Raw genomic sequence first — 26,470 nt, 5'->3', positions numbered from 1 at the left:
GCGGCGGCGGGCGGTCCTCGCAGCCCGCGCCGCGCCGCCGATCAGCGACAGCAACCGACGGAGGTAGCCCGCACCGTGGCCCAGTACATCTACGTCCTGGAAAAGGCGCGCAAGGCGCACGGCGACAAGGTCGTGCTCGACAACGTCACGTTGAGCTTCCTGCCGGGGGCCAAGATCGGTGTGCTCGGCCCCAACGGCGCCGGTAAGTCCAGCCTCCTCAAGATCATGGCAGGGCTGGACAAGCCGAGCAACGGCGAGGCCCGACTCATGCCCGGCTACACCGTCGGGATGCTCGCCCAGGAGCCCCCGCTCAACGAGGCCAAGACCGTGCTCGGCAACGTCGAGGAGGCGGTCGCCGAGACCAAGGCCAAGCTGGAGCGGTTCAACAAGATCGCCGAGCAGATGGCGACCGACTACTCCGACGAGCTGATGGAGGAGATGGGCAAGCTCCAGGAGGAGCTTGATCACCTCGACGCCTGGGACGTCGACTCCAAGCTCGAACTGGCCATGGACGCGCTGCGCTGCCCGCCGCCGGACGCCGACGTGACCCAGCTCTCCGGTGGTGAGCGTCGCCGGGTCGCGCTCTGCAAGCTGCTGCTGGAGGCGCCCGACCTGCTGCTGCTCGACGAGCCCACCAACCACCTGGACGCGGAGAGCGTCTCCTGGCTGGAGCAGCACCTGGCGAAGTACGCCGGCACCGTCATGGCGATCACCCACGACCGGTACTTCCTCGACAACGTGGCCAACTGGATCCTGGAGCTGGACCGTGGCCGGACCTACCCGTACGAGGGCAACTACTCCACCTACCTGGAGAAGAAGGCCGCCCGGCTGGCCGTCGAGGGTCGCCGCGACGCCAAGATGAAGAAGCGCCTCACCGAGGAGCTGGAGTGGGTCCGCTCCAACGCCAAGGCCCGGCAGACCAAGTCCAAGGCCCGCCTGGACCGGTACGACGAGATGGCCACCGAGGCGGAGAAGACCCGCAAGCTGGACTTCGAGGAGATCCAGATCCCGCCGGGTCCGCGCCTGGGCAGCACGGTGATCGAGGCGCAGACCCTCAGCAAGGGCTTCGGCGACCGGCTGCTGATCGACAACCTGTCGTTCTCGCTGCCGCGCAACGGGATCGTCGGCATCATCGGCCCCAACGGCGTCGGCAAGACCACGCTGTTCAAGACCATCGTCGGGCTGGAGCAGCCGACCGGCGGGTCGGTCCGGGTCGGCGAGACGGTCTCGCTGTCGTACGTCGACCAGAACCGTGAGGGCCTCAACGGCGACAAGACCGTCTGGGAGGTCGTCTCCGACGGCCTGGACTACCTGATGGTGGGCAAGGTCGAGATGCCCTCGCGGGCGTACATCGCCGCGTTCGGCTTCAAGGGCCCGGACCAGCAGAAGCCGACGAAGGTGCTCTCCGGCGGCGAGCGCAACCGGCTCAACCTGGCGCTGACCCTGAAGATCGGCGGCAACGTCATCCTGCTCGACGAGCCGACCAACGACCTGGACGTGGAGACGCTGTCCAGCCTGGAGAACGCGCTGCTGGAGTTCCCCGGCTGCGCCGTGGTCATCTCCCACGACCGGATGTTCCTGGACCGCGTCGCCACGCACATCCTGGCCTGGGAGGGCGACGACCAGGACCCGGCCAGGTGGTTCTGGTTCGAGGGCAACTTCGAGGCGTACGAGAAGAACAAGATCGACCGCCTCGGCGCCGAGGCCGCAAGGCCGCACCGGGTGACCTACCGCAAGCTGACCCGTGACTGACCGTTTCGTCTACCACTGCACGCTGCGCTGGTCCGACCTGGACGCGTACGGCCACGTCAACAACTCGCGCTTCCTCACCCTGTACGAGGAGGCGCGGGTCGCGTTGATGTTCGCCGGGGGCCGGGCCTGGGGAGTCGGCTCGTTCGCCGACGGGGTGGTGATCCGCCGTCACGAGGTCGACTACCTGCGCCCGGTCGACTACGCGCTCGGCCGGGCCACCGCGGAGGCGGCGCCCACCGTACGGATCGAGCTGTGGGTGGAGGAGATCCGGGCCTCCCGGTTCACCGTCGCCTACGAGCTGTACGACGGCGAGGTGCTGGCCAGCCGGGCCCGGTCGGTGCTGGTGCCGTTCGACCTGACCCGTCAGGTGCCCCGCCGGATCACCACCGAGGAACGGGACTTCCTGCTCACGTACGCGCCGCAGGGCGGTGTGGGGTGACCCGGCGGGGCGCCGCTGAGCCCGGCCGGGTGGCGGCGTCGGCGTCCACCCACGGTGTCGCCGGGGTGGCGGACGCGGGCGCCTTCCTGGCTCGGTTGGTCCGGTTGGATCCGGTCGCGCCGGTCCGGCTGCGGCCGGCCGGCGCACCGGGCCGGGTCGCCCTGTGGGCCCGGCTGCCGTGGCAGGTTCTGGTGGTCCGCACGGTTGCCGGTGGGCCGGCCGACGTCGCCGAGGACGTCACGGTGACCGCTGCGGAGTTGCTCGCCGAGCTGGAGCGCGGCGGCCCCGCCCTGCCGACCCGCCGGGACGCCCAGTGGCGGTGGCCGCTGCCGCCGACGCGGAGCCATCAGGTGGAGGCGCTGCCCGTCGCCGAGGTACGACGGATCGCGGAGGCGGCGGCGGGCACCCTGCGGACGGCGAGCGAGCAGGGTGTGTCCGGTCGCGCCGTGGGCCAGCGGGCCCTGCGGGACGCGTTGCTCGACCACGTGGCGGTGCTGATCACCCCGGACCGTTCGCCCGCCGCGCCGGTCGAGGTGCCGCAGCGGTTGGTGCAGGGGGTGGTCCGGATGGGCTTCCTCGGCGCCGCCGACGGCGCGGCGGCTGGCGAGGGCGGGAACGCCGTTCAGGTGCGGGTGGCCGGTCGTTGGGTCGGCCTGGTGGGACCGCACGGAGCGGCGTGGTTGCAGAAGGCCACGGATCTTGCCGTGACACCCCTGAATGCTCGTCCGAACGGATGATCCAGGATCATTCTTCTGGTCAGGGGCGGTCGTTGGGGGGATGCTTCAACCCGGCTGTCCGGGTACCGTCCATCCTCGGATCCAACGCACCGTAGGCGTCTGGATCCGCTGGGGAGTGAGGTGCGCGAGCGATGCCGTGGTGGTCATGGCGCCCCGGTCCCGCCGACGGCGGCGATCCGGAAACCCGAAGCGGGATCACAGTCGATAGCGCGGTCCGGATCGGGCCGCCCAGCCCTCGCCAGCCGGGGGACGACTGCCCGTCCAACGAGCGGCCCGTGCTGACCGAGATGCCCGCCACCGTCGAGGCGGTGAGTCTGCGCCGCGTCTGTGACGCACTCGATCTGCTCGACGTGCGTTACCTGGCCGACGGCGACGGCAACCTGCTGGCGATGTGGGAGCGGCACGCGGTGCTGGTCACCCTGGAAGGCCCGGAGGACGAGATCCTGGTCATGCGGGCACGCCCGCACGCCACGGTCCCGCCGGACTGGGCCGACCGGGCGTACCGGGTGGTCAACGAGTGGAACCACACCCGCCGGTTCTGCAAGGCGTACATCGGTGACCCGACCGAGCGCGGTCAACTGCCGATCTACGCCGAGCTTCAGGTGCCACTCGGTGCCGGCACCCACGACGCGCTCCTGGTCGAGATGCTCGACTGCGGCGCGGCGGTCGCCACCAGCTTCGTGGACTGGCTGCACGACGAGGGCGCGCTGCTCTGACGTCGCTGCGGGTCGGGCGGGTCAGACGCCGGTGGCCGGGTCGTCCTCGGCGTTGACCATGAAGTACGCGGCCCGCTCCAGGTAGTCCCAGAGTGTGCCGGCGATCTCCGGCTCAAGGTCGAGCCGGTCCACCGCGCGGCGCATGTTCCGCAGCCAGGCGTCCCGTTCGGCCGCGCCGATCCGGAACGGCGCGTGCCGCATCCGCAGCCGCGGGTGCCCGCGCTGGGCGGAGTACGTGTTCGGCCCGCCCCAGTACTGCATCAGGAACAGGGTCATCCGGTCCGCTGCCGGGCCCAGGTCCTCCTCCGGGTACATGGGCCGCAGCAGGGGATCGGTGGCGACACCGGCGTAGAACTCGTCGACCAGCTTGCGGAAGGTGGGCTCGCCGCCGACCGCCTCGAAGAGGGTCATCGACGCACCGGGACGGTCGGATTCGCCTGCGGAAGTCACCGTTCCATCCTGCCAGGTGCGCCCGGTGCCGACCCGACCGCACGGGGTGCGTCGGATCACGCCGGGTCGACACCCCCGAATGCCGGTCTACCGGCCCGCTCGGGTCGACGTCGGCTGGACGGGTCAGGTGACCGCGTGCCGGCGGTGGCCGTCACCGGCATGCGGGTCGTGCGCGCCTCCCACCGGGCCGTCGCCGGCCGGGCCGTCGGGCCCGGCGGGCGGCGGGGTGGCGTTGGCCGCCGAGGCGGCGGCGATCGCGTCGTCCACCGTCTGCCGGTCCGGCCAGCGCAGCGTGGCCACCGCCATGAGCACCACCCCGGCCGCGCTCCACACCCCGACCACGATCGGGATGGGGAACCGCTCGGCGAGCAGCCCGGTGACCAGCACCGCGAGACCCTGGATGACCTGTACGCCGGTGGCCATCACCCCGAAGGCGCGGGCCCGGAACCCGTTCGGCAGCGCCTGGACGAACAACCCGTTGGCCATCGGCATCATGCCGGCGACCGCGAACCCACAGAGCGCGGCGAGCAGCGCGACCACCAGCGGCGGCGGGTCGAACAGCACCGGTACGAGCATCAACGGGGCGAGCACCGCGAGCGGCCGCATCAGCTTCAGCCGGCGCGCCGGCCCGAACAGGCGACTCACCAGCATCCCACCGAGGATGAAGCCGACCGGGTTGGCCACCATGATCGCTGCTTGTGCGGTGCCCGCGCTCACCGCGCCGCGGCTCTCTTCGTTGGCCCAGGCCGCGGCCAACCCCTCGGGAACGATCGAGAAGAGCATCGCGCTGAACACCAGCACCGCGATGGCCCGCAGCACCGGTGTGCGGAACACGATGCCGAACCCCTGATGGGTCTCCCGCAGCAGGTGGCTGCGGTGCGCCGGGCTCATCACCGGCGGGCGGTCGCGCACACCGAGGCGAACCAGCAGCGCCGAGAGACCGAACGTGGCCGCGTTGAACAGCAGCGCCACCGCCGGGTCGATCGCGGCGACACCGGCGCCGAAGACGTACCCCACGACCTGGGCGGCCTGCCCGACGCTGCTGTTCAGCGACAGCCCCACCACCAGCCGGTCGCCGGTGAGCAACTGCGGGATCAGCGCGGACTTCGCCGCCTGGCTCGGTGGGTTGGCCAACGTGGCGGCGAAGATGAGCACCAGCACCGCCTGGTACGGCAGGCCGGGAATGGCGATGATCAGCATCAGCGCCATGCGAATGAGGTCGCACGCCACCATCACCCGGCGGTACGCGTACCGCTCCGCGAGTGCGGCGAGCACGGGACCGCCGAGCAGCCAGGGCAGGAAGCTGACCGCGAAGGCGGCCGCGGAGAGCGCGACGGACCGGGTCTGCTGGAAGACGAGCAGGGTGACGGCGGCCTTCGCGACATAGTCGCCGACCCAGGAGAGCGCGCCAGCCACGAAAACAGCCCGGAACTCGTGCTGGGCGAACACTTCGCGAAACGTGGCGGGGCCTTCCGCGGAAGGTCGCTCGTCAGGCACCGTCGCCTCCATCGGCCCCGGCTCGGCCGTTCGTGGCAGCCCTGCCGGAAGCTCTCGTCAGATCTACGGACCAGCGAGGTTGTGATCACGCTTTGGTGGGAACGCGTGCTCCGGATTCTGCCCGATCGTCTGACAACTGGCTAGGTCGAACGGGTCGTTCGTCGCCTCCCCGACTGAACGAACGGACGATACCCGAGGGGCCGGGCGGATTGCGACCCCTGAATTCCAGGACAGTGTCGCGGGTCAGGTGGCCCCGCCCTGACCGGTCTCACCGTCGGGCAACGGCCGGGTCGACAGACCGGGATAGATGCGGGCGGCCGCGATCTGCGCGGTGATCCCGGAATTCTCCAGAGCCTCCGCGAGACGGCGACGCAGCTCCCGGCCCACCGCGAACTGCCCGTCCGCGGTCGTCTTCACCACGGTGCGGATGACCGCCCCGTCCACCGTCACCTGCTCGACACCCAGCACCTCGGGCGCCTCCACGATCTCCGGCGACAGCTCCGGGTCCATCGCGACCGAGGCGGCCGCGGTCCGGAGCACCGCGGTGGCCTCCTCGGTGCTGTTGAAGCCGATCGGCAGGTCCACCACCACGAGCGCCCATCCCTGGCTCTTGTTGCCCACCCGGATGATCTCGCCGTTGCGGATGTACCAGAGCACGCCCCGGCCGTCACGCACCGTGGTGACCCGCAGACCCACCGACTCGACCACACCCATCGCCTCGCCCAGGTCGACGTTGTCGCCCACGCCGTACTGGTCCTCGATCAGCATGAAGAGGCCGGCGATCAGGTCCTTCACCAGGCTCTGCGCACCGAAGCCCAGTGCCACGCCGGCGATTCCCGCGCTGGCCAGCAGCGGCGCCAGGTCGAAGCTGAACTCGCGCAGGATCATCAGCAGCGCGATGCCGAAGACGAACGCGGTGGTCAGGCTGCGCAGCACCGACCCGATCGCCTCGGCCCGCTGCCGTCGCCGCTCCGGGACGAACTCGGCCGGGTCGACCGCGGCGGTGGGCACCCGCTCGCGCAGCGGCCGCAGCATCGTCGGCACCGCGCCGTCGGTGGTCGTCCGGACCAACCGGTTGATCGTGCGGTGCAGCGCCCAGCGGGCCACCATCGCCAGTGCCAGGATCAGCACGACCCGAAGCGGTTTGAGCAGGATCCAGTAGCTGCCCTCGGCGAACCACGCCGAGCCGGTGATCCGGTAGATCGTCTCGCAGGAGGTGCTGCCCTGGCAGTTCACCGAGACGGCGTCGGGCAGGGCTAGGGGCGTCACGCTGGCGGCACTCACCCTGTCTTCGTACCGTAAGGAGCCCGAGCGCCCGCCGCCGACCCACCGGCTGGTGACCCTGCTGGCGGGGCAGGTGTTCGGGGTGGAAGCCGATGGTCGCTGGGCCTGCTGGCCGATCGGTAGAGGCAGAGCGCCGAAGCGTGGAAAACCGAGCTGGCCGTGCCGGCCTGGGTGATCCGCTTACCAGAAGAGAGATTAGTACGTGCAATCCGGGGTCCGATCAGGGACTATTGGCGCAACGGACGTCGGTGATCGGCCCGGCGTCGACCGTGTGGGCCGTTGTGCCCGGCCCCGGTCGACGGCGGTCCGCAGCAGCCGCTGAACCGGGAGGGTGAGCGCGATGCCTGACATACGACCCACGGTGGGCTCCGGCGCGTTGGTCCTCAACGCCACCTACGAGCCGCTGTGTGTCGTGTCGGTGCGCCGCGCCGCGATCCTCGTCCTCTCCGCCAAGGCGGTCTGCGTCGCCGATGGTGACGGCATCCTGCACAGCGCCCGGGACGCGCTCCCGGTGCCATCCGTGGTCCGGCTGACCCGCTTCGTCCGGGTGCCGTACCGCACCCATGTCGGGCTGTCCCGGCGGGCGATCTTCGCCCGGGACGGGTGGCGGTGTGCGTACTGCCGGGGCCCGGCCGAGACCATCGACCACGTCTTTCCGCGCAGCCGGGGCGGGCGGCACGCCTGGGAGAACGTGGTCGCCGCGTGCGCCCGGTGCAACCACACCAAGGGCGACAAGACCCCGGCCGAGATGGGGTGGCGGTTACACGCGTTGCCGGCTGCCCCGAAGGGCACCGCCTGGCGGGTGCTGGGTCACCGTGCCCCCGACCCCCGCTGGGCGGACTGGCTGGACCTGCGGGAGCCCGAGGTGGCGGCCTGATCCCGGTCAGTCCCGCTGCTCGGCGGCCCGGCGCGCCGCGCGCTCGAGGCGGCGTACCGCACGGTCGTGTGCGACCGTCAGCAGCCGGTCGATCTCGGGCAGCAGGTGCGGACCGGGCATGACGATGCTGGCGAAGCCGTACAGCGCGTAGCCCGGGTGCGGCATGAGGGTGTCCAGCCGGGCGAAGTCGAACTCGTGCCGGTGCTCCTCGAATGCCTTGGGCGGGAAGCCGAACAGCCGCTCGAACTCGGCCCGGCCCAGATCCACGTTCAGGCGGAAGACACCGGGGCGGTCAAGCTGCGCGGCCTCGTCGAAGCCGGGCACGTCGTGTTCGACGATGGTGGCGAACGGCTGACGGCGGTCCGGGCCCACGTGGAAGAACCGGTCGCCCCAGGCCGCCTCGGGTGATCCGTTCTCCTCGCTCGCCACGACCTGCTCGACGCCGGGCAGCGCGACGATCCGATCGGCGAGCACAGCCGGGTCGACACCGGTCGGGACGTGCAGGACCACGTCGGCGTGTTCGACGGTGGCCTGGTCCAGCGGGAAGTAGCGGTAGTCGTGCGTGCGCCGCTCGGCCGGCCCGATGTCGGACGCCGGCAGGTACCGGGGAAGGGTGGTCTCCTGCTGGAGTCTGCCCTCGTAGGTCGAGGCGGCGGGCGGCCCGATGCCGAGCGCCGGGCTCGCGCCGAGGCTGCCGGCGATCACTGCGTACCGGTCGCCCAGCAGCGACGCGACGATGGCGCCGGCACCGGCCCACGACACCTCCGTGCCGTCCAGCGTCATCGCGCTCGGGTGGCGCTGGAGGTGCGTGTTGTGCGCGAAGACCAACGTGGGTCCGCGAGGCGCCTCGACAGCCCGGATGGCGAGCAGGTTCTCGGCCATCAGCGCGTCCCGGACGCCGGCCAGGCGGGCGAAGCGTTCCTCCTGGGCCAGTGGTGCGGCGGCCGCGGCGTGGTAGCGCAGCAACCCCACCGCGGACGAGGCGTGCACGAACGCCGCCCGCCAGCCCGCCGACGTCCACGGCGCCCGCAGGTACAACTCGGTCAGCAGATCGTCGGCGAGCACCCGCAGCCGCTGCGCGTCGGTCGAGCGCCCGACCGATCGGCCCAGTTCCCAGATCGCGGCCGGGTCATCCCATCGCGCCTCGTCCCCGATCAGGTCGTCGATCTCGGCGGACCGGTCCAGGCCGAGAAAGTGGCAGACCTGGTTGAGGTGGTGGCGCGGGCTCGGGGCGCTCTCCAGCTCCACCGGGGCGTCGAAGCCGTGGAACGTCAGGCGTTCGGCGGCCGGCCGGCCGGTGTTCCACTCGCGCATCCGCAGCAGCAGGTCACGGTTGGCCGGGGCCGCCCCGAACCCGTGGCTGAACCCTTCGGTGAGCGCGCGGTCGAGCGTCACGGCGGGGACGCCCTGCACGAAATCGTCGGCGACCAGTCCGGCCGCCCGGTCGCTTTCCACGGCGACCGAGCGGTAGCCGTGCTCCGCGAGTGACAGGAAGGCCTCGTTGCGGAGTTGGAGGAAGGCGGACTCACCGTGCGTCGGTTCGCCGAGCGCGAGCAGGTCCGGAGGTACCGCCAGCAGGTCGAGAAAAGGTGGCATTCCATGAACCGTATCGTTGAACCAGCGGTTGAAACTCACGAGCGGTGGAGCGCGGTGACAGCCACAAAACCTTCAAACCCAGGGGTACGCCGCCCGGTGGATCTCGCGCGCGCCCACGGCCTCTCCGCACAGGCCGTACGCAACTACGAGCGAGACGGCGTCCTGCCGCCGGCCCAGCGCACACCGAACGGCTACCGTCGCTTCACCGAGCTGCACGCCAGGGCACTGAGTGCCTACCTCGCACTGGTCACCGCCCACGGCTACGCGGCCAGCGGCGAGATCATGCGGGCCGTCAACCGGGGCGAGATCGACGCGGCGTTGCGCGGCATCGACCAGGGCCATGCCCTGCTCCAGCGCGATCGGGAAACCCTGGACGCGGTCGAGGCGGCGGTCGCGACGCTCACCCGGGCGCGGCCGCAACCGCAGAGCCGGAAAGCCGTGCCGGTCAGCGCGCTGGCTCACCGGCTCGGTCTACAGCCGGCCACGCTGCGCAAATGGGAGCGGGCTGGGGTGCTGCGGCCGGCACGTGATCCGGTGACCCACTATCGGCTCTACCTACCCGACGACGTCCGTGACGCCGAACTCGCCCACCTGTTGCGCCGCGGCGGGTACCGGCTCGACCACATCGCCGACGTGCTGCGTCGGGTGCGCGACGCGGGCGGTGCGGAACCGCTCGCCGCGTCGTTGCGCCACTGGCGGCAACGGCTCACCGAGCGGGGTCGGGCCATGCTCACCGCGGCCGCCCGGCTGGCCGAGTACATCGACGTCGCTCAGCCGGCGGAGCGTGCCTTGACCAGCGAGGCGAAGACCACCACGTTGTCCGCGTAGCCGGTCTCGCCGCCGACCCACTGCCCACCGCAGGTGATCAGTCGCAGGCTCGGGCGACTGAAATCGCCGAACACCTCGTCCACCGGCAGCCGGTCCTTGTCGAACTTCTCCACCGAGTTCACCTCGAACACCGCCACCCGCTGGTCGGTGCGGGTGACCTCGATCTTGTCACCGGAGCGCAGCTCGCGGAGTTTGTGGAAGACCGCCGGCCCGGTGGTGGTGTCGACGTGCCCGACGATCACGGCCGGGCCGTACTGACCCGGGGTGGGCCCCTGGTCGTACCAGCCGGCCTCCTGCGCGCGGGACACGTCCGGTACGGCGATCGTGCCGTCCGGGGCGATGCCCACGTCGTGTACGGGCGCCTGCACGCCGATCGTCTCAATGGCGAGGCTGGTCGGATGGCTGGCCGGCAGCACCGGGAACTTCTTCGGCGGCGGTCGGAAGCCAGCGCTGAACCGGTCCGGCAGCAGGCTCATTCCGGTCACCTGCTCCACCCCGAGCATCGCCACGATCAGCACCATCAGCGCGGCGATGGCCAGCACCGGCAACCCGGGGCTGGTACCGAAGCGGCGTCCGGCCACCGGTGGCCCGGCCGGACGTCGCGGCGGCAGCGGGCGGGCGGCCGGATCGGTGGTGGTGACGCTGGCCGACACGGCCTGCCCGGCGACTCGGCGCAGCCGCCCGGAGACGCGGGCCACCAGCCGGCCGGACGCGCGCAGCGCCGGCCCGGCCCGGAGACGGGCGCGGCGATCCGGCCGCGCACGCGCGGATCTGCGGGTCATGGGTGATCCGGCTCAGGAGCCGGCTCCCGATCGACGTCGGCCGCCGGCCATGCCGAGGACGATCGCGGTGGCCACCAACACCACGCCGCCGAGTACCAGCAGCGAGCCGGTGCCGCGACCGCCGGCCATTCCACCGCCACCGGTCGCCGGGCCCTTGCTGGGTGAGGCCATGTTCAGCACGGTGAGCGTGGTCGAGGCGGTCTGACCGTTGTCGCAGCGCAGGTCGACCGGGTAATCACCGGCCGGCTTGTCGCGCGGAATGCTGGCCTGCCCGGTCAGGAAACCCCTGTCCGGTTTCAACGTCACGGACCCGAACGCATCGGAGTGCACGCTTGACTGCCGGTTGTTGTTGTTGTTGTTGTCGTTGCCGCAGCCCGCCTTGATGCTGACCCGGCTACCGGCCTGGGTGCTGTTCGCTGACACCTCGACGAAGGTGTTCTCGCCGGCTCGCGCCGGTGCGACCGACAACAGGACGAACGCCCCGACCAGCCCTATCAGTGTCAGTACGGATGAGAGCGCGCGGTTGATCGTGCGGATTCCCTGCATGATTTCCCCCCAACCGGCGACGACCGCCGGAACCCTCCCCTGGGCACGGCGTTGCTTTCCCGCTGGCGTGGGGGCAAACCCCGCAGGCGGGCGGGGTCAAGGGGGTCAGCGTGGGCGGGGGACCGGCCCGGTGGCGGGGAGGGAGGTGACGGGCTGCCAGTTCAGCGGGGAGGAGAGAACCATCGTGCTTGAGGGCTGGCCGTACGGGGCCAGTCGGTCGATGACCCCCTCGAACGCGCCGATCGAGCCGGCCGCCACTTTCAGCATGCTGCACGCGTCCCCGGTGATGCGGTGGATCTCCAGGATCTCCGGCCAGCCGGCCACCGCCGGATCGTGCAGGATGCACCGCGCGCCGTAACAGGACATTCGGATCAGCGCGACCACGGTACGGCCGGCGCGGCTCAGGTCGACGTGAGCGTGGTAGCCGGTGATGACCCCGGCCTCCTCCAGCCGGCGGACCCGCTCCGCGACGGACGGCGGCGACAGGTGCACCCGCCGGGACAACTCGCTGAAGGAGAGCCGCGCGTCGGCCTGCAACTCGCGCAGCAGCGCCCAGTCCATGTCGTCCACGCTCAGACCTTACTTTCGTGAACCAACTTCGCCTAGTTGCCTTTGGTTTGCCAGGAGAAGGCGGCGAGAGCCGTTGATCCGGCATTCCGCAGGCCGATCCGACCGCGAGATCATGACGTCGGCCAGTCCGGGGAGGGGAGACGAGATGGTGGATCAGACGGAGCGGCGGGCGCCGAACCGCCATGCCACGGTGCAACCGGTCACCCCCGGGCAGCGTGCGGCGCAGGCGGCGCGCACCGGCGGCGAGCCGACGCTGGAATTCGCCGACATGGTGCCGTACGACGCGTACGTACAGGCCAGCGCCCTGCACAAGATGCAGCGTCCGCTCAGCGACGACCCGGGCGAGATGTCCTTCCTGATGGTCAGCCAGATCATGGAGCTGTACTTCGGCCTGACCTGCCACGAGCTACGGGAAGCCCAGCGGCTGATCCGCGCCGATCAGATCTGGGCGGCGCTGGCCCCGCTCGGCCGCGCCAAGCTGCACCTGGAGGGGCTCAACGCCGCCTGGCAGGGCCTGCGCTGGATGAGCCCGGCCGACTTCAACCGGTTCCGCAATCTGCTCGGCGAGGCGTCCGGCTTCCAGTCGGCGATGTACCGGCAGTTGGAGTTCCTGCTGGGGCTGCGCGACCCGACGCTGATCCGCCCGTTCCGCCGGCAGGCCGAGGTGCACGCCGCGCTGAGCGCCGCGCTGGCCACCCCGAGTCTCTGGGACGATGTGCTCGCGCTGCTCGCCCGGCGCGGCTTCGACCTCCCCGCCGACCTGCTGAACCGGGACGTGGCCGTCGAACACGACCCGCAGCCGTCGGTCGAGGCGGCCTGGGTGCGGATCTACGACGACGCCGGCCCGGACAATCACCTGCGGCTGCTCGGCGAGGCGCTGAGCGCTGTCGCCGAGGAGTTCGGCGACTGGCGCTGGAACCACGTCAAGGCGGTGCAGCGGACGATGGGTGCCAAGGTCGGCAGCGGAGGCTCCGCCGGCCTGGCGTGGTTGCAGCGCAGCATGGCCCGGGTGGTCTTCCCGGAGCTGTGGTCGGCCCGCACCGCGATGTGACCGGAGAGCGAGAAGAAGCAATGACGACCCCAGAAGCTGCGCCGCTGGGCTTCGCCGCCGGCGAAGCGCAAGCGCACCGCCGCGACGAGGCCGACCCCGGCCACCGGCACCTGTTCCACGTGCCTCCGGCCGACGGCGGCGACCATCCCGAGTCGGCGTACCTGGCCGGCAACTCGCTGGGCCTGCAACCCCGGGCCACCCGCGACGAACTCCTCGCCGACCTGGACGCGTGGGGGCGGCTCGGCGTGGAGGGGCACCTGGAGGCGGAGCGCGCCTGGCTGCCGTACCACGAGTTGTTGACCGGGCCGGCAGCGCGACTGGTCGGCGCCCGGCCCGCGGAGGCCGTGGTGATGAACTCGCTCACTGTCAACCTGCACCTGCTGATGGTGAGTTTCTACCGACCGGCCGGCGCCCGCACCCGCATCGTCATCGAGGACGCCGCGTTCCCCTCGGACAGCTACGCCGTACGCAGCCAGGCGCGGTTCCACGGCCTGGACCCGGACGACACAGTGGTCCGGTTGCGTCCGCGCGACGGTGAGGACGCCCTACGCACCGAGGACGTGACCGACTACCTGGCCGCCGAGGGCGACCGGGTGGCGCTGCTGCTGCTCGGCGGGGTCAACTACCTCACGGGCGAGCTGTTGGACATCCCGGCGATCACAGCGGCCGGCCGGGCCGCCGGCGCGGTGGTCGGCTGGGACCTGGCCCACGCGGTCGGCAACGTGCCGCTGGCCCTGCACGACTGGGACGTCGACTTCGCCGCGTGGTGCTCCTACAAGTACCTGAACTCCGGCCCGGGTGCGCTGGCGGGCGTCTTCGTGCACGAGCGGCACCTCGGCAATCCGGACCTGCCGCGGTTCGAGGGGTGGTGGAGCACCGCGGCGGCGACCCGGTTCGAGATGACAGCGGTGTCCCGGCCACCGGCCACCGTGGAGGCCTGGCAGATCTCCAACCCGCCGATCTTCGCGATGGGTCCGGTGCGTACCTCACTGGAGCTGTTCGACGCGGTGGGGATGACCGCGCTGCGGGCGCGCAGCCAGCGCCTCACCGGCTGGCTGGAGTCGCTGTTCGACGAGGTGACCGTCGGCCGGCCGCTGCGGGTGGTCACCCCCCGCGACCCGGCCCGCCGGGGCTGCCAGCTCTCCGTGCGGATCGGTTCCGGCAGCGCCGCCGAGCTGACCAAACGCCTACGGTACGAACACGGTGTCATCGCCGACGCCCGCGAACCGGACGTCGTGAGGTTCGCACCGGTGCCGCTCTACTCGACGTACCTTGACTGCTGGCGGGCCGCGGCCGCGCTGGCCGCGACGGTGGGGGCGACCGCATGACCGCGCGGCGCGATGAGATCGCGATCATCGGGGCCGGGCTGGCCGGCTGTCTGGCGGCCTGCTTCCTGGCCCGACGTGGCTACCCGGTGGCCCTCTACGAGCGCCGCTCCGACCCGCGCGCCGGGACCGCCGAACGCGGTCGCTCGATCAACCTGGCGCTCTCCGAGCGCGGCCTGGACGCGTTGCGCCGGATCGGGCTGGCCGAGCAGGTGATGACCGACGCGCTGCCGATGCGCGGCCGGATGATCCACCCGGTCGAGGGCGAGCAGCAGTTCCAGTCGTACAGCGCGGCCGGCGACCGGGCGATCAACTCGATCAGCCGGGGTGCGCTGAACAACGCCCTGCTGGACGAGGCCGCCGCGCTGCCCGGGGTGCGGGTCGTCTTCGACCACCGGCTGGTCGGGCTCGACCCGACCGACGGGGCCCTGAGCTTCGAGACCCCGCAGGGCACGGTCGCGGCGAAGGCGTCGGTGGTGCTGAGTGCCGACGGCGCCGGCTCCGCGGTGCGCGGGCAACTGCTGGCGTACGGGCTGCTGGACGAGAGCGTGGACTTCCTCGACTACGGCTACAAGGAGCTGACGATTCCGCCGCTGGGCGGGGACTTCGCCCTGGACCCGGACGCGTTGCACATCTGGCCGCGCGGCACCTCGATGATGATCGCGTTGCCGAACCCGGACCGCTCCTTCACCTGCACGCTGTTCTGGCCCAACGACGGTGCCGGCAGCTTCGCCTCGCTGACCAGCCCGGCGGAGATCGAACGGCACTTCACCGAGCACTACCCGGACGTGGTGCCGCTGGCCCCGAACCTGGTCGACGACTACCAGCACAACCCGGTGGGCGTGCTCGGCACGGTGCGCTGCACCCCCTGGCAGGTCAACGGGAAGGTCGGCCTGCTCGGCGACGCGGCCCACGCCATCGTGCCGTTCTACGGCCAGGGCGCCAACTGCGCGTTCGAGGACGTGGTGGAGCTGGACCGCTGCCTGGACGAGTGCGCCGACGACTGGTTGGCGGCGCTGCCGCTGTTCCAGCGGCGCCGACAGGAGAACGCCGAGGCCATCGCGACGATGGCGCTGACCAACTTCGTGGAGATGCGGGACAAGGTCGCCTCCCCGGTCTTCCAGACCCGGCGGCGGGTGGAGCACGCACTGGAACGGGCCCTGCCCGGCCGGTACGTTTCCCAGTACGAGCTGGTGTCGTTCTCCACCACTCCGTACGCCGAGGTTCGCCGCCGGGTGCGCCGACAGCACCGGGTGCTCGGGGCGGTCGTCGGCGGGGCCGCGCTGCTGCTGGTCGGCGCGATCGGCGCGGCACTGAGCCGAGGGAGGCGGGCATGACCGGCATTTGGGACCCGCGACTGATGGCCGGCCACGCGCCGAACGGCCCGCACCGGTTGCGCAACTTCGTCGCCGGCGAGTTCGTCGACTGTGGAACGACGTTCGCCAAGGCCAGCCCGGTCACCGGGGAGCAGGTCTTCGAGGTGGACGAGGCGTCCGCGTCCACTGTGGACGACGCGGTGGCCGCCGCCCGGGCGGCGTTGCGGGGGCCGTGGGGTCGGATGGCGGAGCGGGAGCGCGCCGAGGTGTTGCGTCGGGTCGCCGACGAGCTGGAGCGTCGCTTCGACGACCTGGTCACCGCCGAGGTCGCCGACACCGGCAAGTCCATCGCCCAGGCCCGCACGCTGGACATTCCGCGCGGCGCGGCGAACTTCCGGGCGTTCGCGGAGATCGTGGCGACCGCCCCCACCGAGTCGTTCACCACTGTCACCCCGACCGGCGGCCGGGCGCTCAACTACGCGCTGCGCAAGCCGGTCGGCGTGGTCGCGGTCATTGTGCCGTGGAACCTGCCGCTGCTGCTGCTCACCTGGAAGGTGGCTCCGGCGCTGGCCTGCGGCAACGCCGTCGTGGTCAAGCCCAGCGAGGAGACTCCCGCCTCGGCGACGCTGCTCGCCGAGGTGATGGCCGCCGCCGGCGTGCCGGCCGGGGTGTTCAACCTGGTGCACGGCTTCGGGCCGGACTCGGCGGGCGAGTTCCTCACCCGCCACCCGGGCGTCGACGCGATCACCTTCACCGGCGAGTCGGCCACCGGCGGCGCGATCATGCGGGCCGCCGCCGACGGGGTGAAGGCGGTGAGCTTCGAACTCGGCGGCAAGAACGCCGGCCTGGTGTTCGCCGACACCGACCTGGACGCCGCGGTGGCCGGGTCGGTGCGGTCCAGCTTCACCAACGGCGGGCAGGTGTGCCTCTGCACCGAGCGGATCTACGTGCAGCGCCCGGTCTTCGAGGAGTTCACCGCCCGGCTGGCCAAGCGGGCCGGCGAGCTGGCGTACGGCTGGCCGACCGACGAGGCCACCGCCACCATGCCGCTGATCTCCCACCAGCACCGGGCGAAGGTGCTCGGCGCGTACGAGCTGGCCCGCGCCGAGGGCGCCGAGGTGCTCACCGGCGGCGGTACGCCCACCTTCGGCGACGCCCGGGATGGCGGGTCGTACGTGCAGCCGACGGTGCTGACCGGGCTCGGCCCGGACGCCCGTACCAACCGGGAGGAGATCTTCGGCCCGGTGGTGCACGTCGCGCCGTTCGACACCGAGGACGAGGCGTACGCCCTCGCCAACGGCACCGAGTACGGCCTCGCCGCGACCGTATGGACCCGGGACGTGGGCGTCGCGCACCGGGCCGGCGCCCGGCTCGACGCCGGCATCGTCTGGGTCAACACGTGGTTCCTGCGTGACCTGCGTACCCCGTTCGGTGGGGTGAAGGCGTCCGGCATCGGTCGCGAGGGCGGCGTGCACTCGCTGAACTTCTACTCCGAACTCACGAACGTCTGCGTGGACCTGTCGTGAGCCGTAACGAGGGAGCGGGCATGGAAGCGGACATCGAGGCCGCCAACCGGGAGTTGGCCGACGCCCGCAGTACCGGCAAGCCGTGCGCACCGCTTCGGGGCCGGTTGCTGCCGGAGGGCGACGTGGAGGCCGCGTACCGGGTGCAGCAGCTCCAGGCGCGGGCCTGGCAGGGCCGCGGTGAACGCCGGGTCGGCGCGAAGATCGGGTTGACCTCCCGGGCGGTGCAGGAGACCTTCGGGGTGTTCCAGCCCGACTTCGGCATGTTGACCGACGCGATGGCCGTCGGCGACGGGGTCGAGGTGCCCATCGACCGGCTGCTCCAGCCCCGCGTCGAAGCGGAGATCGCCTTCGTGCTCGACAAGGATCTTTCGAACCCGCAGCTCACCACGGTCGACCTGATCCGCGCGGTCGACCACGTGCTGCCGGCGATCGAGATCGTCGACTCGCGGATCGCCGCCTGGGACATCTCCATCGTGGACACCGTCGCCGACAACGCCTCCAGTGGGCTCTTCGTGCTCGGCACCACGCCGCGCCGGCTGGCCGACGTCGACCTGCGGCTGTGCGGAATGGTGCTGGAGCACGCCGGCGAGCCGGTCTCGGTGGGTGCCGGGGCCGCCTGCCTGGGCAACCCGCTGCACGCTCTGCAGTGGCTGGCCGGCACCCTGGCCCGCGCCGGCGACCCGCTGCGCGCCGGCGACGTGGTGCTCTCCGGGGCGCTCGGCCCGATGGTGCCGGTCACCCCGGGCGCCGCGTACGAGGCCCGGATCTCCGGCCTCGGCTCGGTACGGACGGCCTTCACCCGAGGGGAGTCAGCGTGAGCGTCGGAGTGGCAGTGCTCGGGTCGGGCAACATCGGCACCGACCTGATGATCAAGGTGTTGCGGCTCAGTGGCAGCCTGCGCATGGTGGCGATGGCCGGCATCGACCCGGCCTCCGACGGCCTGGCGCGCGCTCGCCGGCTCGGCGTCGCCACCACCGCCGACGGGGTGGACGGGCTGGTCGCGCTGCCCGAGTTCGCCGACGTCGAGCTGGTGTTCGACGCCACCTCGGCCGGCGCGCACCGACGCCACGACGAGGTGCTGCGCGCCCACTGTCGCACGGTGGTCGACCTGACCCCGGCCGCGCTCGGCCCGTACGTGGTGCCGCCGGTGAACCTCGACGAGCACCTGCACGAGCCGAACGTCAACATGGTGACCTGCGGCGGGCAGGCGACAGTGCCGATCGTCGCCGCGGTACGCCGAATCACCCCGGTGGCGTACGGGGAGATCGTCGCCTCGATCGCGTCGAAGTCGGCCGGCCCGGGTACCCGGGCCAACATCGACGAGTTCACCGAGACCACGGCGCGGGCCATCGAGGTGGTGGGTGGGGCCGACCGGGGCAAGGCGATCATCGTGCTGAACCCGGCGGACCCGCCGCTGCTGATGCGGGACACCGTCTACTGCCTCTGCCCGGACGCCGACGCGGACACCGACGCCATCGCCGCCTCGATCGCCGAGATGGTGGCGGCCGTGCAGGAGTACGTCCCCGGCTACCGGCTCAAGCAGGACGTGCAGTTCGATCGGGTCGAGGCGTACCTGCCGACGCTCGGGCGGCAGCTCACCGCCCTACAGGTGTCGGTCTTCCTGGAGGTCTCCGGTGCCGGGCACTACCTGCCCGCGTACGCCGGCAACCTGGACATCATGACCTCCGCCGCGCTGCGTACGGCGGAGCGGCTGGTGGCGCTGCGGTCGACGGGAGCGGTGGCATGACCGACCTGTACATCCAGGACGTGACGCTGCGCGACGGCATGCACGCCATTGCCCACCAGTACACCGTCGACCACGTCCGCACCATCGCCGCCGCCTTGGACGCCGCCGGGGTGGCCGCCATCGAGGTGGCGCACGGTGACGGCCTCGCCGGTTCCAGCGTCAACTACGGCCACGGCGCCGCCAGCGACGCCGAGTGGATCTCCGCGGCTGCCGAGGTGCTGACCACGGCCAAACTGACCACCCTGCTGCTGCCGGGCATCGGCACGATCGCCGACCTGAGGGCCGCGAAGGCGCTCGGGGTGACCAGCGTCCGGATCGCCACCCACTGCACGGAGGCCGACATCTCCGCCCAGCACATCTCCTGGGCCCGGGAGAACGGCATGGACGTGGCCGGATTCCTGATGATGTCGCACATGAACGACGCGGCGGGGCTGGCCGGGCAGGCCAAGCTCATGGAGTCGTACGGGGCGCACTGCGTCTACGTCACCGACTCCGGCGGTCGGCTGCTGATGTCCGACGTGGCGCAGCGGGTCGACGCGTACCGGCAGGTCCTGGAGCCGGAGACGCAGATCGGCATCCACGCCCACCACAACCTGTCGCTCGGGGTGGCCAACAGCGTGCTGGCCGTCGAGCACGGCCGGGTCACCGGGTCCGCACCGGCCGGCCCGGACGCGGTGCACGGCCGGACCGTCCGCGTCGACGCCTCCCTCGCCGGCATGGGCGCGGGCGCCGGCAACGCCCCGCTGGAGGTCTTCGTCGCGGTCGCCGAGCTGCACGGCTGGAAGCACGGCTGCGACGTGTTCGCGCTGATGGACGCGGCCGACGACATCGTGCGTCCGCTCCAGGACCGGCCGGTCCAGGTGGACCGGGAGACGCTCTCCCTGGGGTACGCCGGGGTCTACTCCAGCTTCCTGCGGCACGCCGAGCGGGCCTCCGCGAAGTACGGAGTGGACGTCCGGTCGATCCTTGTCGAGTTGGGCCGCCGCCGAATGGTCGGTGGCCAGGAGGACATGATCGTGGACGTGGCACTCGACCTGGCCGACAAGGAGCCCTCATGATCGGACCGGACATCACCGGGATCGCCGAGAAGCTGGGCGCGGCGGCCGACACCGCCACCGCGATCCCGCAACTCGCCGCCGAGACCGGCCTCGACGTGCAGACCGCGTACGCCGTGCAGGCCGCGCTGCTGCAACGTCGGTTCAACGCCGGTGAGCGGTTGGTCGGGTTGAAGATGGGGCTGACCAGTAGGGCGAAGATGGCCCAGGTCGGCGTGGACGAGGTGATCTGGGGGCGGCTCACCGACGCGATGCGGGTGCCCGACGGCGGCGTGGTCGACCCGTCCGCGTACATCCATCCCCGGGTCGAGCCGGAGGTGGCGTTCCTGCTGGACCGGCTGCCCGAGCCGGGTGAGCCGGTCGGCGACTTCGCCACGGCGGTCCGCGCGGTCGCCCCGGCCATCGAGTTGATCGACTCCCGGTACGCGGACTTCCGTTTCTCGCTGCCGGACGTGATCGCGGACAACACCTCGGCCGCCGCCTTCGTGATCGGGGCGTGGTCGCCGGTGCCGGCGGGGCTGGACAACCTGGGTGTGCTGCTGGAGGTCGACGGGCGGGTGGCCCAGGTCGGCTCGACGGCGGCGATCCTCGGCGACCCGCGCCGCGCGCTCGACGAGGGCATCCGGTTGGCCGGACGACACGGCGTACGACTGGAGTCCGGGTGGGTCTTCCTGGCCGGTGCCGCGACCGCCGCGGTGCCGTTGCGGCCCGGTGCCCACGTTCGGGCCGTCGTCGAGAAGCTCGGCACGGCTTCGCTGCGGGCGTCGTCGTGACCGCCCGGGTGGTGGCCGGGAAGGCCGTGCCGCGGGGGGCCTTTCCGCACGTCAAGGTCGCGGGTGGGTTCGTCTTCGTCTCGGGTACGTCGTCGCGACGGCCGGACAACAGCTTCGCCGGCGTGTCGGTCGACGAGTTCGGTACCACCAACCTCGACATCCGGGTGCAGACCCGGGCCGTCATCGAGAACGTGCGGGATCTGCTGCGCTCGGTCGGCGCGGACCTCTCCGACCTGGTCCAGGTGACGACGTACCTCGTCAACATGAACGACTTCGGTGGTTACAACGAGGTGTGGGCCGGGTTCTTCGACGCCTCCGGGCCGACCCGTACGACGGTGGCGGTGCACCAGCTGCCGCACCCGCACCTGCTGATCGAAATCCAGGCCGTGGCCCTTCTTCCCTCCGGAGGTCAGTCGTGAGTGAGATCGCCGACCCGTTCAGCTTTCCGGGCTGGATCGCGGACAACCAGCACCTGTTGAAGCCCCCGGTGGGCAACAAGGAGATGTTCCCCGGCGGGGACGATTTCATCGTTATGGTGGTGGGCGGGCCCAACCAGCGCACCGACTTCCACGTGGACCCGTACGAGGAGTTCTTCTACCAGGTCAAGGGCAACATGCACATCAACCTGGTCACCCCGGAGGGGCCGCGTACGGTGCACGTGCGCGAGGGTCAGATGTGGATGTTGCCGCGCAACACCCCGCACTCGCCGCAACGGCCGGAGGCCGGTTCGATCGGGGTGGTCGTGGAGCGGGTCCGCGAGGAGGGCACGCTGGAGACGTTCCAGTGGTACTGCCCGGGGTGCGGCAGCAAGGTGCACGAGGTGGAGTTGCAGGTCCGCGACATCGCCGCCGATCTGCCCCCGGTGTTCCAGGCGTTCTACGCCGACGAGGCGGCGCGCACCTGCGCCAACTGCGGCACCCTGCACCCGGGCAAGGGCTGATGCCGGCAGGCGTGGTCGACGTGCACACGCACGTCGTACCGAAGGGTTGGCCGGACCTCGGCGCGGCGTGCGGCGGGTCCGGCTGGCCGTGGTTACGGGTGGACTCCGAGCGCGCCGCCATGATCATGCTGGGGGAGACGGAGTTCCGTCCGGTCGGCGCCGAGTGCTGGGACGCGTCCCGCCGACTGGCCGACATGGACGCCGACGGCGTGGCCGTGCAGGTGGTCTCGCCCACCCCGGTCTTCTTCAGCTACGACCGCCCGGCCGACCAGGCGGTGAAGGTCGCCCGGATCTTCAACGACCTGACCCTGGAGGTGACCGCGGCCGGAGGCGACCGACTGGTTTCGTTCTGCCAGGTGCCGCTCCAGGACCCGGACGCCGCCTGCGCCGAGCTGGACCGCAGCCTGGCCGCCGGTCACGTGGGCGTGGAGATCGGCAACCACGTCGGCGACCGGGACCTGGACGACGCCGGCGTGGTCACCTTTCTTCAGCACTGTGCCGAGGTGGGCGCACCCGTCTTCGTCCACCCGTGGGACATGCCGGGCGGGCCGCGACTGGACCGCTGGATGGCCCGTTGGCTCACCGGGATGCCCGCCGAGACGCACCTGTCGGTGCTGGCGATGATCCTCGGCGGCGTCTTCGACCGGGTGCCCGAGACGCTGCGGATCTGCTTCGCGCACGGCGGCGGCAGCTTCCCGTTCTGGCTCGGCCGCGCCGACAACGCCTGGTACCGCCGTGGTGACCTGGTCCGGGGCGCGTCCGCCGGCCCGCCCAGCAGCTACCTCGACCGGTTCAGCGTCGATTCGGTGGTCTTCGCGCTGCCCGCGCTGCGGCTGCTTGTCGACACGCTCGGGGAGGATCGGGTGCTGGTCGGCAGCGACTACCCGTACCCGCTGGGCGAACGGCCGGCCGGCGCGGTGGTTCAGGCGGCCGACTTCCTCACCGACGACCAGCGCGACAAGCTACTCTCCGCAAACGCCCTGCGTTTCCTCGGCGAGTCGGCTATATAACGATTGCTTCCGCGTATACACTCTGCCCATGAAGACCGTTATCGATCTTGACGATGAACTGCTCGATCGTGCCCGCCGCGAGCTGGGCACCAAGAGCAAGAAGGACACCATCCACGCCGCGCTACGCCTGGTCGCCGAGCGGAGTGAGCGCGCGCAGGCCATCCGGGAGCTGCTCTCGGTCGACCAGGACTGGACCGGCCTGCTCGAGGACGACAAGACACCGCGCGGCGAGCAGGACGCCGCATGATCCTACCGGCCGGGCTCTACCTCATCGACACGTCGGCGTGGAGTCGCCGACGTCAGTCGATCGCAGGCAAGCGAATCATGACGATCCTCGAGGAAGGGCTCGCCGCGACCTGCGTACCACTCGATCTCGAGAACGGGCGAAGTGCCCGCAACTTCCGGGACGCCATGACGATGCGCGCACGCCGCGCCGAGCTAATGATCGACCTTCCGATCACCCTGGCCGTCGCCACCCGGGCACGTGACCTGCAACTGGCGCTGACAGGTCGTGGCCATCATCGGGCGGCCAGCCCTGTCGATGTCCTGGTGGCGGCAGCCGCTGCCGAATACTCCGCGACCGTCCTGCACTACGACCGCGACTTTGACCTGATCAGCGACGTCGGCGGCCCGCGCAGTGAATGGGTCGCCCCCGCAGGCACGTTGGACTGATGGTCGACGACGTGTCGGCCCGCGGACGGCGGCCTCCAGCGGGCAGGATGACGGGATGGCCGAGCCGCACGACCTGACCGCGTTGGAGCAGGCCGCCGCGATATCCCGTGGCGAGCTGTCCAGCGTCGACCTGGTCGAGCACTCCCTGAACCGGGTGGCGGCGCTCGGCGACACCGTGGGCGCGTTCGTCACCGTGACACCGGATCTCGCCCGGCAGGCCGCACGCGCCGCCGACGCGGTGCCGACCGAGGCGCGCGGCCCGCTGCACGGCGTACCGACCGCGATCAAGGACCTGACGCTCACCGCCGGGGTCCGCACCACCTTCGGCTCGGCCGCCTTCATCGACTTCGTGCCGCCGGTCGACGCCGACGTGGTCCGGTTCATCAAGGCCGCCGGTCTGGTCAGCCTGGGCAAGACGACCACCTCCGAGCTGGGCTGCTCGCTCTACTCCGAGGGCCGGGTCGCGCCGCCGGCCCGCAACCCGTGGCAGCTGGCGTACACCGCTGGTGGTTCCAGCGGCGGCGCGGCGGCGGCGGTCGCGGCCGGGCTGGTCCCGGTCGCCCAGGGCTCCGACGGCGGTGGCTCGCTGCGTATCCCGGCGTCGCTCTGCGGCCTGGTCGGCTACAAACCCAGTCGGGGCCTCGTCTCCGGCGGGCCGGTCGGCTCCGGCGCGTTCGGCCTGCCCATCAGCGGCCCGCTCGGGCGGACGGTCACCGACGTCGCCGCGCTGCTCGACGTCCTGGCCGTCCCGGTCCCCGGCGAGCCCTACCTGCCGCCGCCCGCGCCGCCCGGCGGTTACCTGGCCGTTGCGCGCCGGGCCGAGCCCGGCCCGCTGCGGATCGGCCGGTTCACCACGCCGATGCTCGCCGACGAGCCGGTGCACCCCGACTGCGTGGCCGCCGTGGACCGGGCCGCCGCGCTGCTCACGGCGGCCGGCCACGAGGTGGTCGAGGTCCCCCCGCCGCTCGGGCCGGCGGCGTGGCCGCTGTTCGAGATCCTCTGGTACGTGCTGGCGCTCGCCCCGGTGCCGCCGCAGCGGGAGGCGGAGCTGCTGCCGTTGACCCGGCTGCTCCGGGCCCGGGGCGCCGAGGTCTCCGCCGGCACCCTGGCCGCCACCCTCGGGGAGTTGCAGGCGCAGGTCCGCCTCGGCGCCCGCCGCACCGCCGGCTGCGACCTGCTCCTCTGTCCCACCCTGGCCACCCCGCAGGCGCCGGTCGGCTGGTTCAGCGCCGACGCGGACCCGGCCGCCGACTTCGACCGGCAACGCCGGTTCTCGCCCTACTGCGCCATCTTCAACGTCACCGGCGATCCCTCCGTCTCCCTGCCGCTGGGCAGCACCACCGACGGCCTGCCCGTCGGGGTGCTGCTCACCGGCCGGTACGGCGACGACGCGCGGCTCATCGCTACCGCTGCGCAACTGGAGAACTCCAGTGACGGATGGGATCGGCACCCCGCAATCTGGCGAGCCGCCGACTCCGCTAACGTGAATGGCGACGGAGTCGGGCGGTCGTCAGCGTGATCGTCCATCCGACCCGGTTGTTCAACTGTCGTCCTTCTTCCGCCTGGGGGCGTTGGGATTGTCTGTTACCGAGACATTGCTGGTCTTCGTCGGCATCCCGTTGGCCGCGGTGCTGGTCATCGCCGGCCTGTCGTACGCCGGTAGCCGTGGGAGTGCCACCGGTGGTGGCGGGGGCGCCAAGCGCTACCGTCCGGGCCGGCCCTTCGACTTCACTCCGGTCTGGTTCCTGGGCCGCCCGGAGCAGCTGGCCGACTCGGCCGGCACCGCGCTGACGGCGGGGGCGCAGGCGCCCGCGCTGACCAGCCACAAGCTTGAGCAGGCCAGCGTCGAGGCGCCGGCCGGTGGAACCGGAGGCGCAAGTGACCGTTGGTGAGAAGCAGGCCGGGTCGGAAAATCAGCCCGAGGTGCTGGACGGGCCGTTCTCGACCCGCCAGTTGCTGCGCATCGACGAGGCGTTGCGCCTGGCCGACCAGGGCACCGGCCTGGTCTTCTCGGTCTTCGTCGGCGGTCTCGACGAGCCGATCCGCGAGCACGCCCAGCGGCTGCACCGTCAGCTCGCCGAGCCCGACAAGTCGGTGCTGATCGCGGTGTCGCCCAACCAGCGCCAGCTGGAGATCATCACCGGTCGGTACGCCCGCAAGCGGATCCCCGACACGTACGCCAAGCTGGCCGCGCTCTCCATGGTCGGCGCGTTCAGCGGCGGCGACCTGGCCGGCGGCATCATCAACGGCCTGGACCAGCTCGCCAGCCACGCTGGCAGGGGCTGAGCCCTCCCTCGTACGACGAAGCCCGGCCCGCTCGCAGCGGGCCGGGCTTCGGTGTGTCAGAGCTTGTCTCAGCGCGGCCAGGCCGACGGGTCCAGCTTCATCGGCCACGGCTCGTCCACGTTCACCGGGTCGTCCGGGCCCAGGGTGCCCAACAATTCGTAGTGCTCGCCCTCGCCAAGCCGATACCGGTAGATCACCGGGCCGAATTTGCCCCGTTCCACCCGCCAATAGTGCGCGATGCCCGCCTCGGCGTAGAGGGCGGGCTTGGTGAACCGGTCGTGACGACGGCTTCCCGTCGACTCGACCTCCAGGACGAGCGCGATGTCTACCGGTTCGGCCCACATCCGCCCGCGCGGCGCGCCGGGGCGCAGCGCCGTCAGATCGGGGATGAGATTGCCGCCGGGGACATGCACCCCGATCTCCCGGATCACCCGCCACCCTGCGGGAGCCGCCAGGGAGAGCGCCATCCGGATCTCGTCCGCCAGCTCATGGTGCTCGGGACCGGCTGGAGGGGTCACGTGCAGGCTGCCGTCGATGATCTCGTAGCGGTTCCCATCCTCAGGCAGGTCGGATAGGTCCTGCTCGCGCCACGCGCGCGCGGGGGGCCGCCACTCGTAGGTCGGCTGTGCCATCACGTTCACCTCCTCCAGTCACGATAATGCCCGAGGCCGGCGCGGGGTCACACCCACGCCGGC

The 26,470-nt window shown here is 71.5% G+C and carries 30 protein-coding genes; 22 read left to right on the top strand and 8 right to left on the bottom strand.

Translation table 11 applies throughout. The annotated features are described in order from the left end of the window. The first annotated feature begins 75 nt into the window (after nucleotides 1–75). The 4 genes from ettA (at nucleotide 76) to ABZU52_RS09450 (ending at nucleotide 3,644) form a co-directional block, all read left to right on the top strand. Nucleotides 76–1,752, top strand: coding sequence for an energy-dependent translational throttle protein EttA (gene ettA, locus ABZU52_RS09465; protein ID WP_354970587.1), 1,677 nt, complete (start codon nucleotides 76–78; stop codon nucleotides 1,750–1,752). Further along, nucleotides 1,745–2,191 carry a thioesterase family protein gene (locus ABZU52_RS09460; RefSeq protein WP_354970586.1) on the top strand — a complete coding sequence of 149 codons (447 nt, stop codon included), beginning with the start codon at nucleotides 1,745–1,747 and terminating at the stop codon, nucleotides 2,189–2,191. Before ettA ends, ABZU52_RS09460 begins: the two co-directional genes overlap by 8 nt. Further along, nucleotides 2,188–2,928, top strand: coding sequence for a hypothetical protein (locus ABZU52_RS09455; RefSeq protein ID WP_354970585.1), 741 nt, complete (start codon nucleotides 2,188–2,190; stop codon nucleotides 2,926–2,928). The genes ABZU52_RS09460 and ABZU52_RS09455 overlap by 4 nt, the downstream gene beginning before the upstream one ends. 131 nt (nucleotides 2,929–3,059) lie before the next feature. Then, nucleotides 3,060–3,644 (top strand): YbjN domain-containing protein, encoded by a 585-nt coding sequence (locus ABZU52_RS09450; RefSeq protein ID WP_354970584.1) that lies wholly within the window; start codon nucleotides 3,060–3,062, stop codon nucleotides 3,642–3,644. 21 nt (nucleotides 3,645–3,665) lie between these two features. Here the strand turns inward: ABZU52_RS09450 and ABZU52_RS09445 are convergent, their stop codons facing one another. The 3 genes from ABZU52_RS09445 to ABZU52_RS09435 form a co-directional block, all read right to left on the bottom strand. Beyond that, nucleotides 3,666–4,055, bottom strand: coding sequence for a globin (locus ABZU52_RS09445; RefSeq protein ID WP_354970624.1), 390 nt, complete (start codon nucleotides 4,053–4,055; stop codon nucleotides 3,666–3,668). A 162-nt stretch (nucleotides 4,056–4,217) separates the two neighbouring features. Then, nucleotides 4,218–5,603 carry an MFS transporter gene (locus ABZU52_RS09440; protein ID WP_354970583.1) on the bottom strand — a complete coding sequence of 462 codons (1,386 nt, stop codon included), beginning with the start codon at nucleotides 5,601–5,603 and terminating at the stop codon, nucleotides 4,218–4,220. 231 nt (nucleotides 5,604–5,834) lie between these two features. Next, nucleotides 5,835–6,845: a mechanosensitive ion channel family protein gene (locus ABZU52_RS09435; protein ID WP_354970623.1), complete on the bottom strand. Its 1,011-nt coding sequence runs from the start codon at nucleotides 6,843–6,845 to the stop codon at nucleotides 5,835–5,837. A gap of 370 nt (nucleotides 6,846–7,215) precedes the next feature. On the opposite strand from ABZU52_RS09435, the gene ABZU52_RS09430 reads away from it, so the two are divergent. Next, nucleotides 7,216–7,752, top strand: a complete 537-nt coding sequence (locus ABZU52_RS09430) for an HNH endonuclease (protein ID WP_354970582.1) — start codon at nucleotides 7,216–7,218, stop codon at nucleotides 7,750–7,752. A gap of 6 nt (nucleotides 7,753–7,758) precedes the next feature. Here ABZU52_RS09430 and ABZU52_RS09425 read toward each other — a convergent pair whose 3' ends face one another. Beyond that, nucleotides 7,759–9,348 carry a DUF6194 family protein gene (locus ABZU52_RS09425; protein ID WP_354970581.1) on the bottom strand — a complete coding sequence of 530 codons (1,590 nt, stop codon included), beginning with the start codon at nucleotides 9,346–9,348 and terminating at the stop codon, nucleotides 7,759–7,761. A 96-nt stretch (nucleotides 9,349–9,444) separates the two neighbouring features. On the opposite strand from ABZU52_RS09425, the gene ABZU52_RS09420 reads away from it, so the two are divergent. Next, nucleotides 9,445–10,176 carry a TioE family transcriptional regulator gene (locus ABZU52_RS09420; RefSeq protein ID WP_354970580.1) on the top strand — a complete coding sequence of 244 codons (732 nt, stop codon included), beginning with the start codon at nucleotides 9,445–9,447 and terminating at the stop codon, nucleotides 10,174–10,176. Here the strand turns inward: ABZU52_RS09420 and ABZU52_RS09415 are convergent. The 3 genes from ABZU52_RS09415 to ABZU52_RS09405 form a co-directional block, all read right to left on the bottom strand. Continuing rightward, complete coding sequence (locus ABZU52_RS09415) at nucleotides 10,119–10,895, bottom strand: class F sortase (protein WP_354970622.1); 777 nt, start codon at nucleotides 10,893–10,895, stop codon at nucleotides 10,119–10,121. The two genes, ABZU52_RS09420 and ABZU52_RS09415, sit on opposite strands and share 58 nt — an antisense overlap. A gap of 75 nt (nucleotides 10,896–10,970) precedes the next feature. Then, on the bottom strand, nucleotides 10,971–11,504 hold the full coding sequence (locus ABZU52_RS09410) for a hypothetical protein (RefSeq protein WP_354970579.1): 534 nt from the start codon (nucleotides 11,502–11,504) through the stop codon (nucleotides 10,971–10,973). A gap of 105 nt (nucleotides 11,505–11,609) precedes the next feature. Then, entirely contained in the window at nucleotides 11,610–12,074 is a 465-nt protein-coding gene (locus ABZU52_RS09405; protein ID WP_354970578.1) for an Lrp/AsnC family transcriptional regulator, read from the bottom strand. Between the two features lie 148 nt (nucleotides 12,075–12,222). On the opposite strand from ABZU52_RS09405, the gene ABZU52_RS09400 reads away from it, so the two are divergent. From ABZU52_RS09400 to ABZU52_RS09325, 16 genes are all read left to right on the top strand, one after another. Beyond that, nucleotides 12,223–13,125, top strand: a complete 903-nt coding sequence (locus tag ABZU52_RS09400) for a tryptophan 2,3-dioxygenase family protein (protein WP_354970621.1) — start codon at nucleotides 12,223–12,225, stop codon at nucleotides 13,123–13,125. 20 nt (nucleotides 13,126–13,145) lie between these two features. Next, entirely contained in the window at nucleotides 13,146–14,453 is a 1,308-nt protein-coding gene (gene kynU / locus ABZU52_RS09395; protein ID WP_354970577.1) for a kynureninase, read from the top strand. Beyond that, nucleotides 14,450–15,787 carry an NAD(P)/FAD-dependent oxidoreductase gene (locus ABZU52_RS09390; RefSeq protein WP_354970576.1) on the top strand — a complete coding sequence of 446 codons (1,338 nt, stop codon included), beginning with the start codon at nucleotides 14,450–14,452 and terminating at the stop codon, nucleotides 15,785–15,787. The genes kynU and ABZU52_RS09390 overlap by 4 nt, the downstream gene beginning before the upstream one ends. 23 nt (nucleotides 15,788–15,810) lie before the next feature. Next, nucleotides 15,811–17,292 carry a 2-hydroxymuconic semialdehyde dehydrogenase gene (locus ABZU52_RS09385; protein WP_354970620.1) on the top strand — a complete coding sequence of 494 codons (1,482 nt, stop codon included), beginning with the start codon at nucleotides 15,811–15,813 and terminating at the stop codon, nucleotides 17,290–17,292. 20 nt (nucleotides 17,293–17,312) lie between these two features. Next, nucleotides 17,313–18,110, top strand: a complete 798-nt coding sequence (locus tag ABZU52_RS09380; protein WP_354970575.1) for a fumarylacetoacetate hydrolase family protein — start codon at nucleotides 17,313–17,315, stop codon at nucleotides 18,108–18,110. Then, nucleotides 18,107–19,039 carry an acetaldehyde dehydrogenase (acetylating) gene (locus tag ABZU52_RS09375; protein ID WP_354970574.1) on the top strand — a complete coding sequence of 311 codons (933 nt, stop codon included), beginning with the start codon at nucleotides 18,107–18,109 and terminating at the stop codon, nucleotides 19,037–19,039. Before ABZU52_RS09380 ends, ABZU52_RS09375 begins: the two co-directional genes overlap by 4 nt. Beyond that, complete coding sequence (gene dmpG / locus ABZU52_RS09370) at nucleotides 19,036–20,097, top strand: 4-hydroxy-2-oxovalerate aldolase (protein WP_354970573.1); 1,062 nt, start codon at nucleotides 19,036–19,038, stop codon at nucleotides 20,095–20,097. The genes ABZU52_RS09375 and dmpG overlap by 4 nt, the downstream gene beginning before the upstream one ends. Further along, nucleotides 20,094–20,867 carry a fumarylacetoacetate hydrolase family protein gene (locus tag ABZU52_RS09365; RefSeq protein WP_354970572.1) on the top strand — a complete coding sequence of 258 codons (774 nt, stop codon included), beginning with the start codon at nucleotides 20,094–20,096 and terminating at the stop codon, nucleotides 20,865–20,867. The genes dmpG and ABZU52_RS09365 overlap by 4 nt, the downstream gene beginning before the upstream one ends. Further along, entirely contained in the window at nucleotides 20,864–21,286 is a 423-nt protein-coding gene (locus ABZU52_RS09360; RefSeq protein ID WP_354970571.1) for a RidA family protein, read from the top strand. Before ABZU52_RS09365 ends, ABZU52_RS09360 begins: the two co-directional genes overlap by 4 nt. Next, nucleotides 21,283–21,807 (top strand): 3-hydroxyanthranilate 3,4-dioxygenase, encoded by a 525-nt coding sequence (locus tag ABZU52_RS09355; protein ID WP_354970570.1) that lies wholly within the window; start codon nucleotides 21,283–21,285, stop codon nucleotides 21,805–21,807. The genes ABZU52_RS09360 and ABZU52_RS09355 overlap by 4 nt, the downstream gene beginning before the upstream one ends. Continuing rightward, the gene (locus ABZU52_RS09350; protein ID WP_354970569.1) at nucleotides 21,807–22,817 is read left to right on the top strand and encodes an amidohydrolase family protein; all 1,011 of its coding nucleotides are present in this window, start codon (nucleotides 21,807–21,809) and stop codon (nucleotides 22,815–22,817) included. Before ABZU52_RS09355 ends, ABZU52_RS09350 begins: the two co-directional genes overlap by 1 nt. A 28-nt stretch (nucleotides 22,818–22,845) precedes the next feature. Beyond that, complete coding sequence (locus ABZU52_RS09345; RefSeq protein ID WP_347661496.1) at nucleotides 22,846–23,064, top strand: type II toxin-antitoxin system VapB family antitoxin; 219 nt, start codon at nucleotides 22,846–22,848, stop codon at nucleotides 23,062–23,064. After that, on the top strand, nucleotides 23,061–23,489 hold the full coding sequence (locus ABZU52_RS09340; RefSeq protein WP_354970568.1) for a PIN domain-containing protein: 429 nt from the start codon (nucleotides 23,061–23,063) through the stop codon (nucleotides 23,487–23,489). The genes ABZU52_RS09345 and ABZU52_RS09340 overlap by 4 nt, the downstream gene beginning before the upstream one ends. Before the next feature lie 55 nt (nucleotides 23,490–23,544). After that, entirely contained in the window at nucleotides 23,545–25,008 is a 1,464-nt protein-coding gene (locus tag ABZU52_RS09335) for an amidase (RefSeq protein ID WP_354970567.1), read from the top strand. A gap of 76 nt (nucleotides 25,009–25,084) precedes the next feature. Further along, nucleotides 25,085–25,381, top strand: a complete 297-nt coding sequence (locus ABZU52_RS09330; RefSeq protein WP_354970619.1) for a hypothetical protein — start codon at nucleotides 25,085–25,087, stop codon at nucleotides 25,379–25,381. Then, the gene (locus ABZU52_RS09325; protein ID WP_354970566.1) at nucleotides 25,368–25,775 is read left to right on the top strand and encodes a DUF5130 family protein; all 408 of its coding nucleotides are present in this window, start codon (nucleotides 25,368–25,370) and stop codon (nucleotides 25,773–25,775) included. Before ABZU52_RS09330 ends, ABZU52_RS09325 begins: the two co-directional genes overlap by 14 nt. A 68-nt stretch (nucleotides 25,776–25,843) precedes the next feature. Here the strand turns inward: ABZU52_RS09325 and ABZU52_RS09320 are convergent, their stop codons facing one another. Then, a complete protein-coding gene (locus ABZU52_RS09320; RefSeq protein ID WP_354970565.1) occupies nucleotides 25,844–26,407 on the bottom strand; it encodes a Uma2 family endonuclease in 564 nt (187 codons plus the stop codon). Between the last annotated feature and the right edge of the window lie 63 nt (nucleotides 26,408–26,470).

It is taken from the genome of Micromonospora sp. NPDC005220 (genome assembly GCF_040607895.1).
GTDB lineage: Bacteria > Actinomycetota > Actinomycetes > Mycobacteriales > Micromonosporaceae > Micromonospora.
Note: the sequence above shows the minus strand (reverse complement) of the source record. Positions and strands in the feature narration are given on the sequence as shown.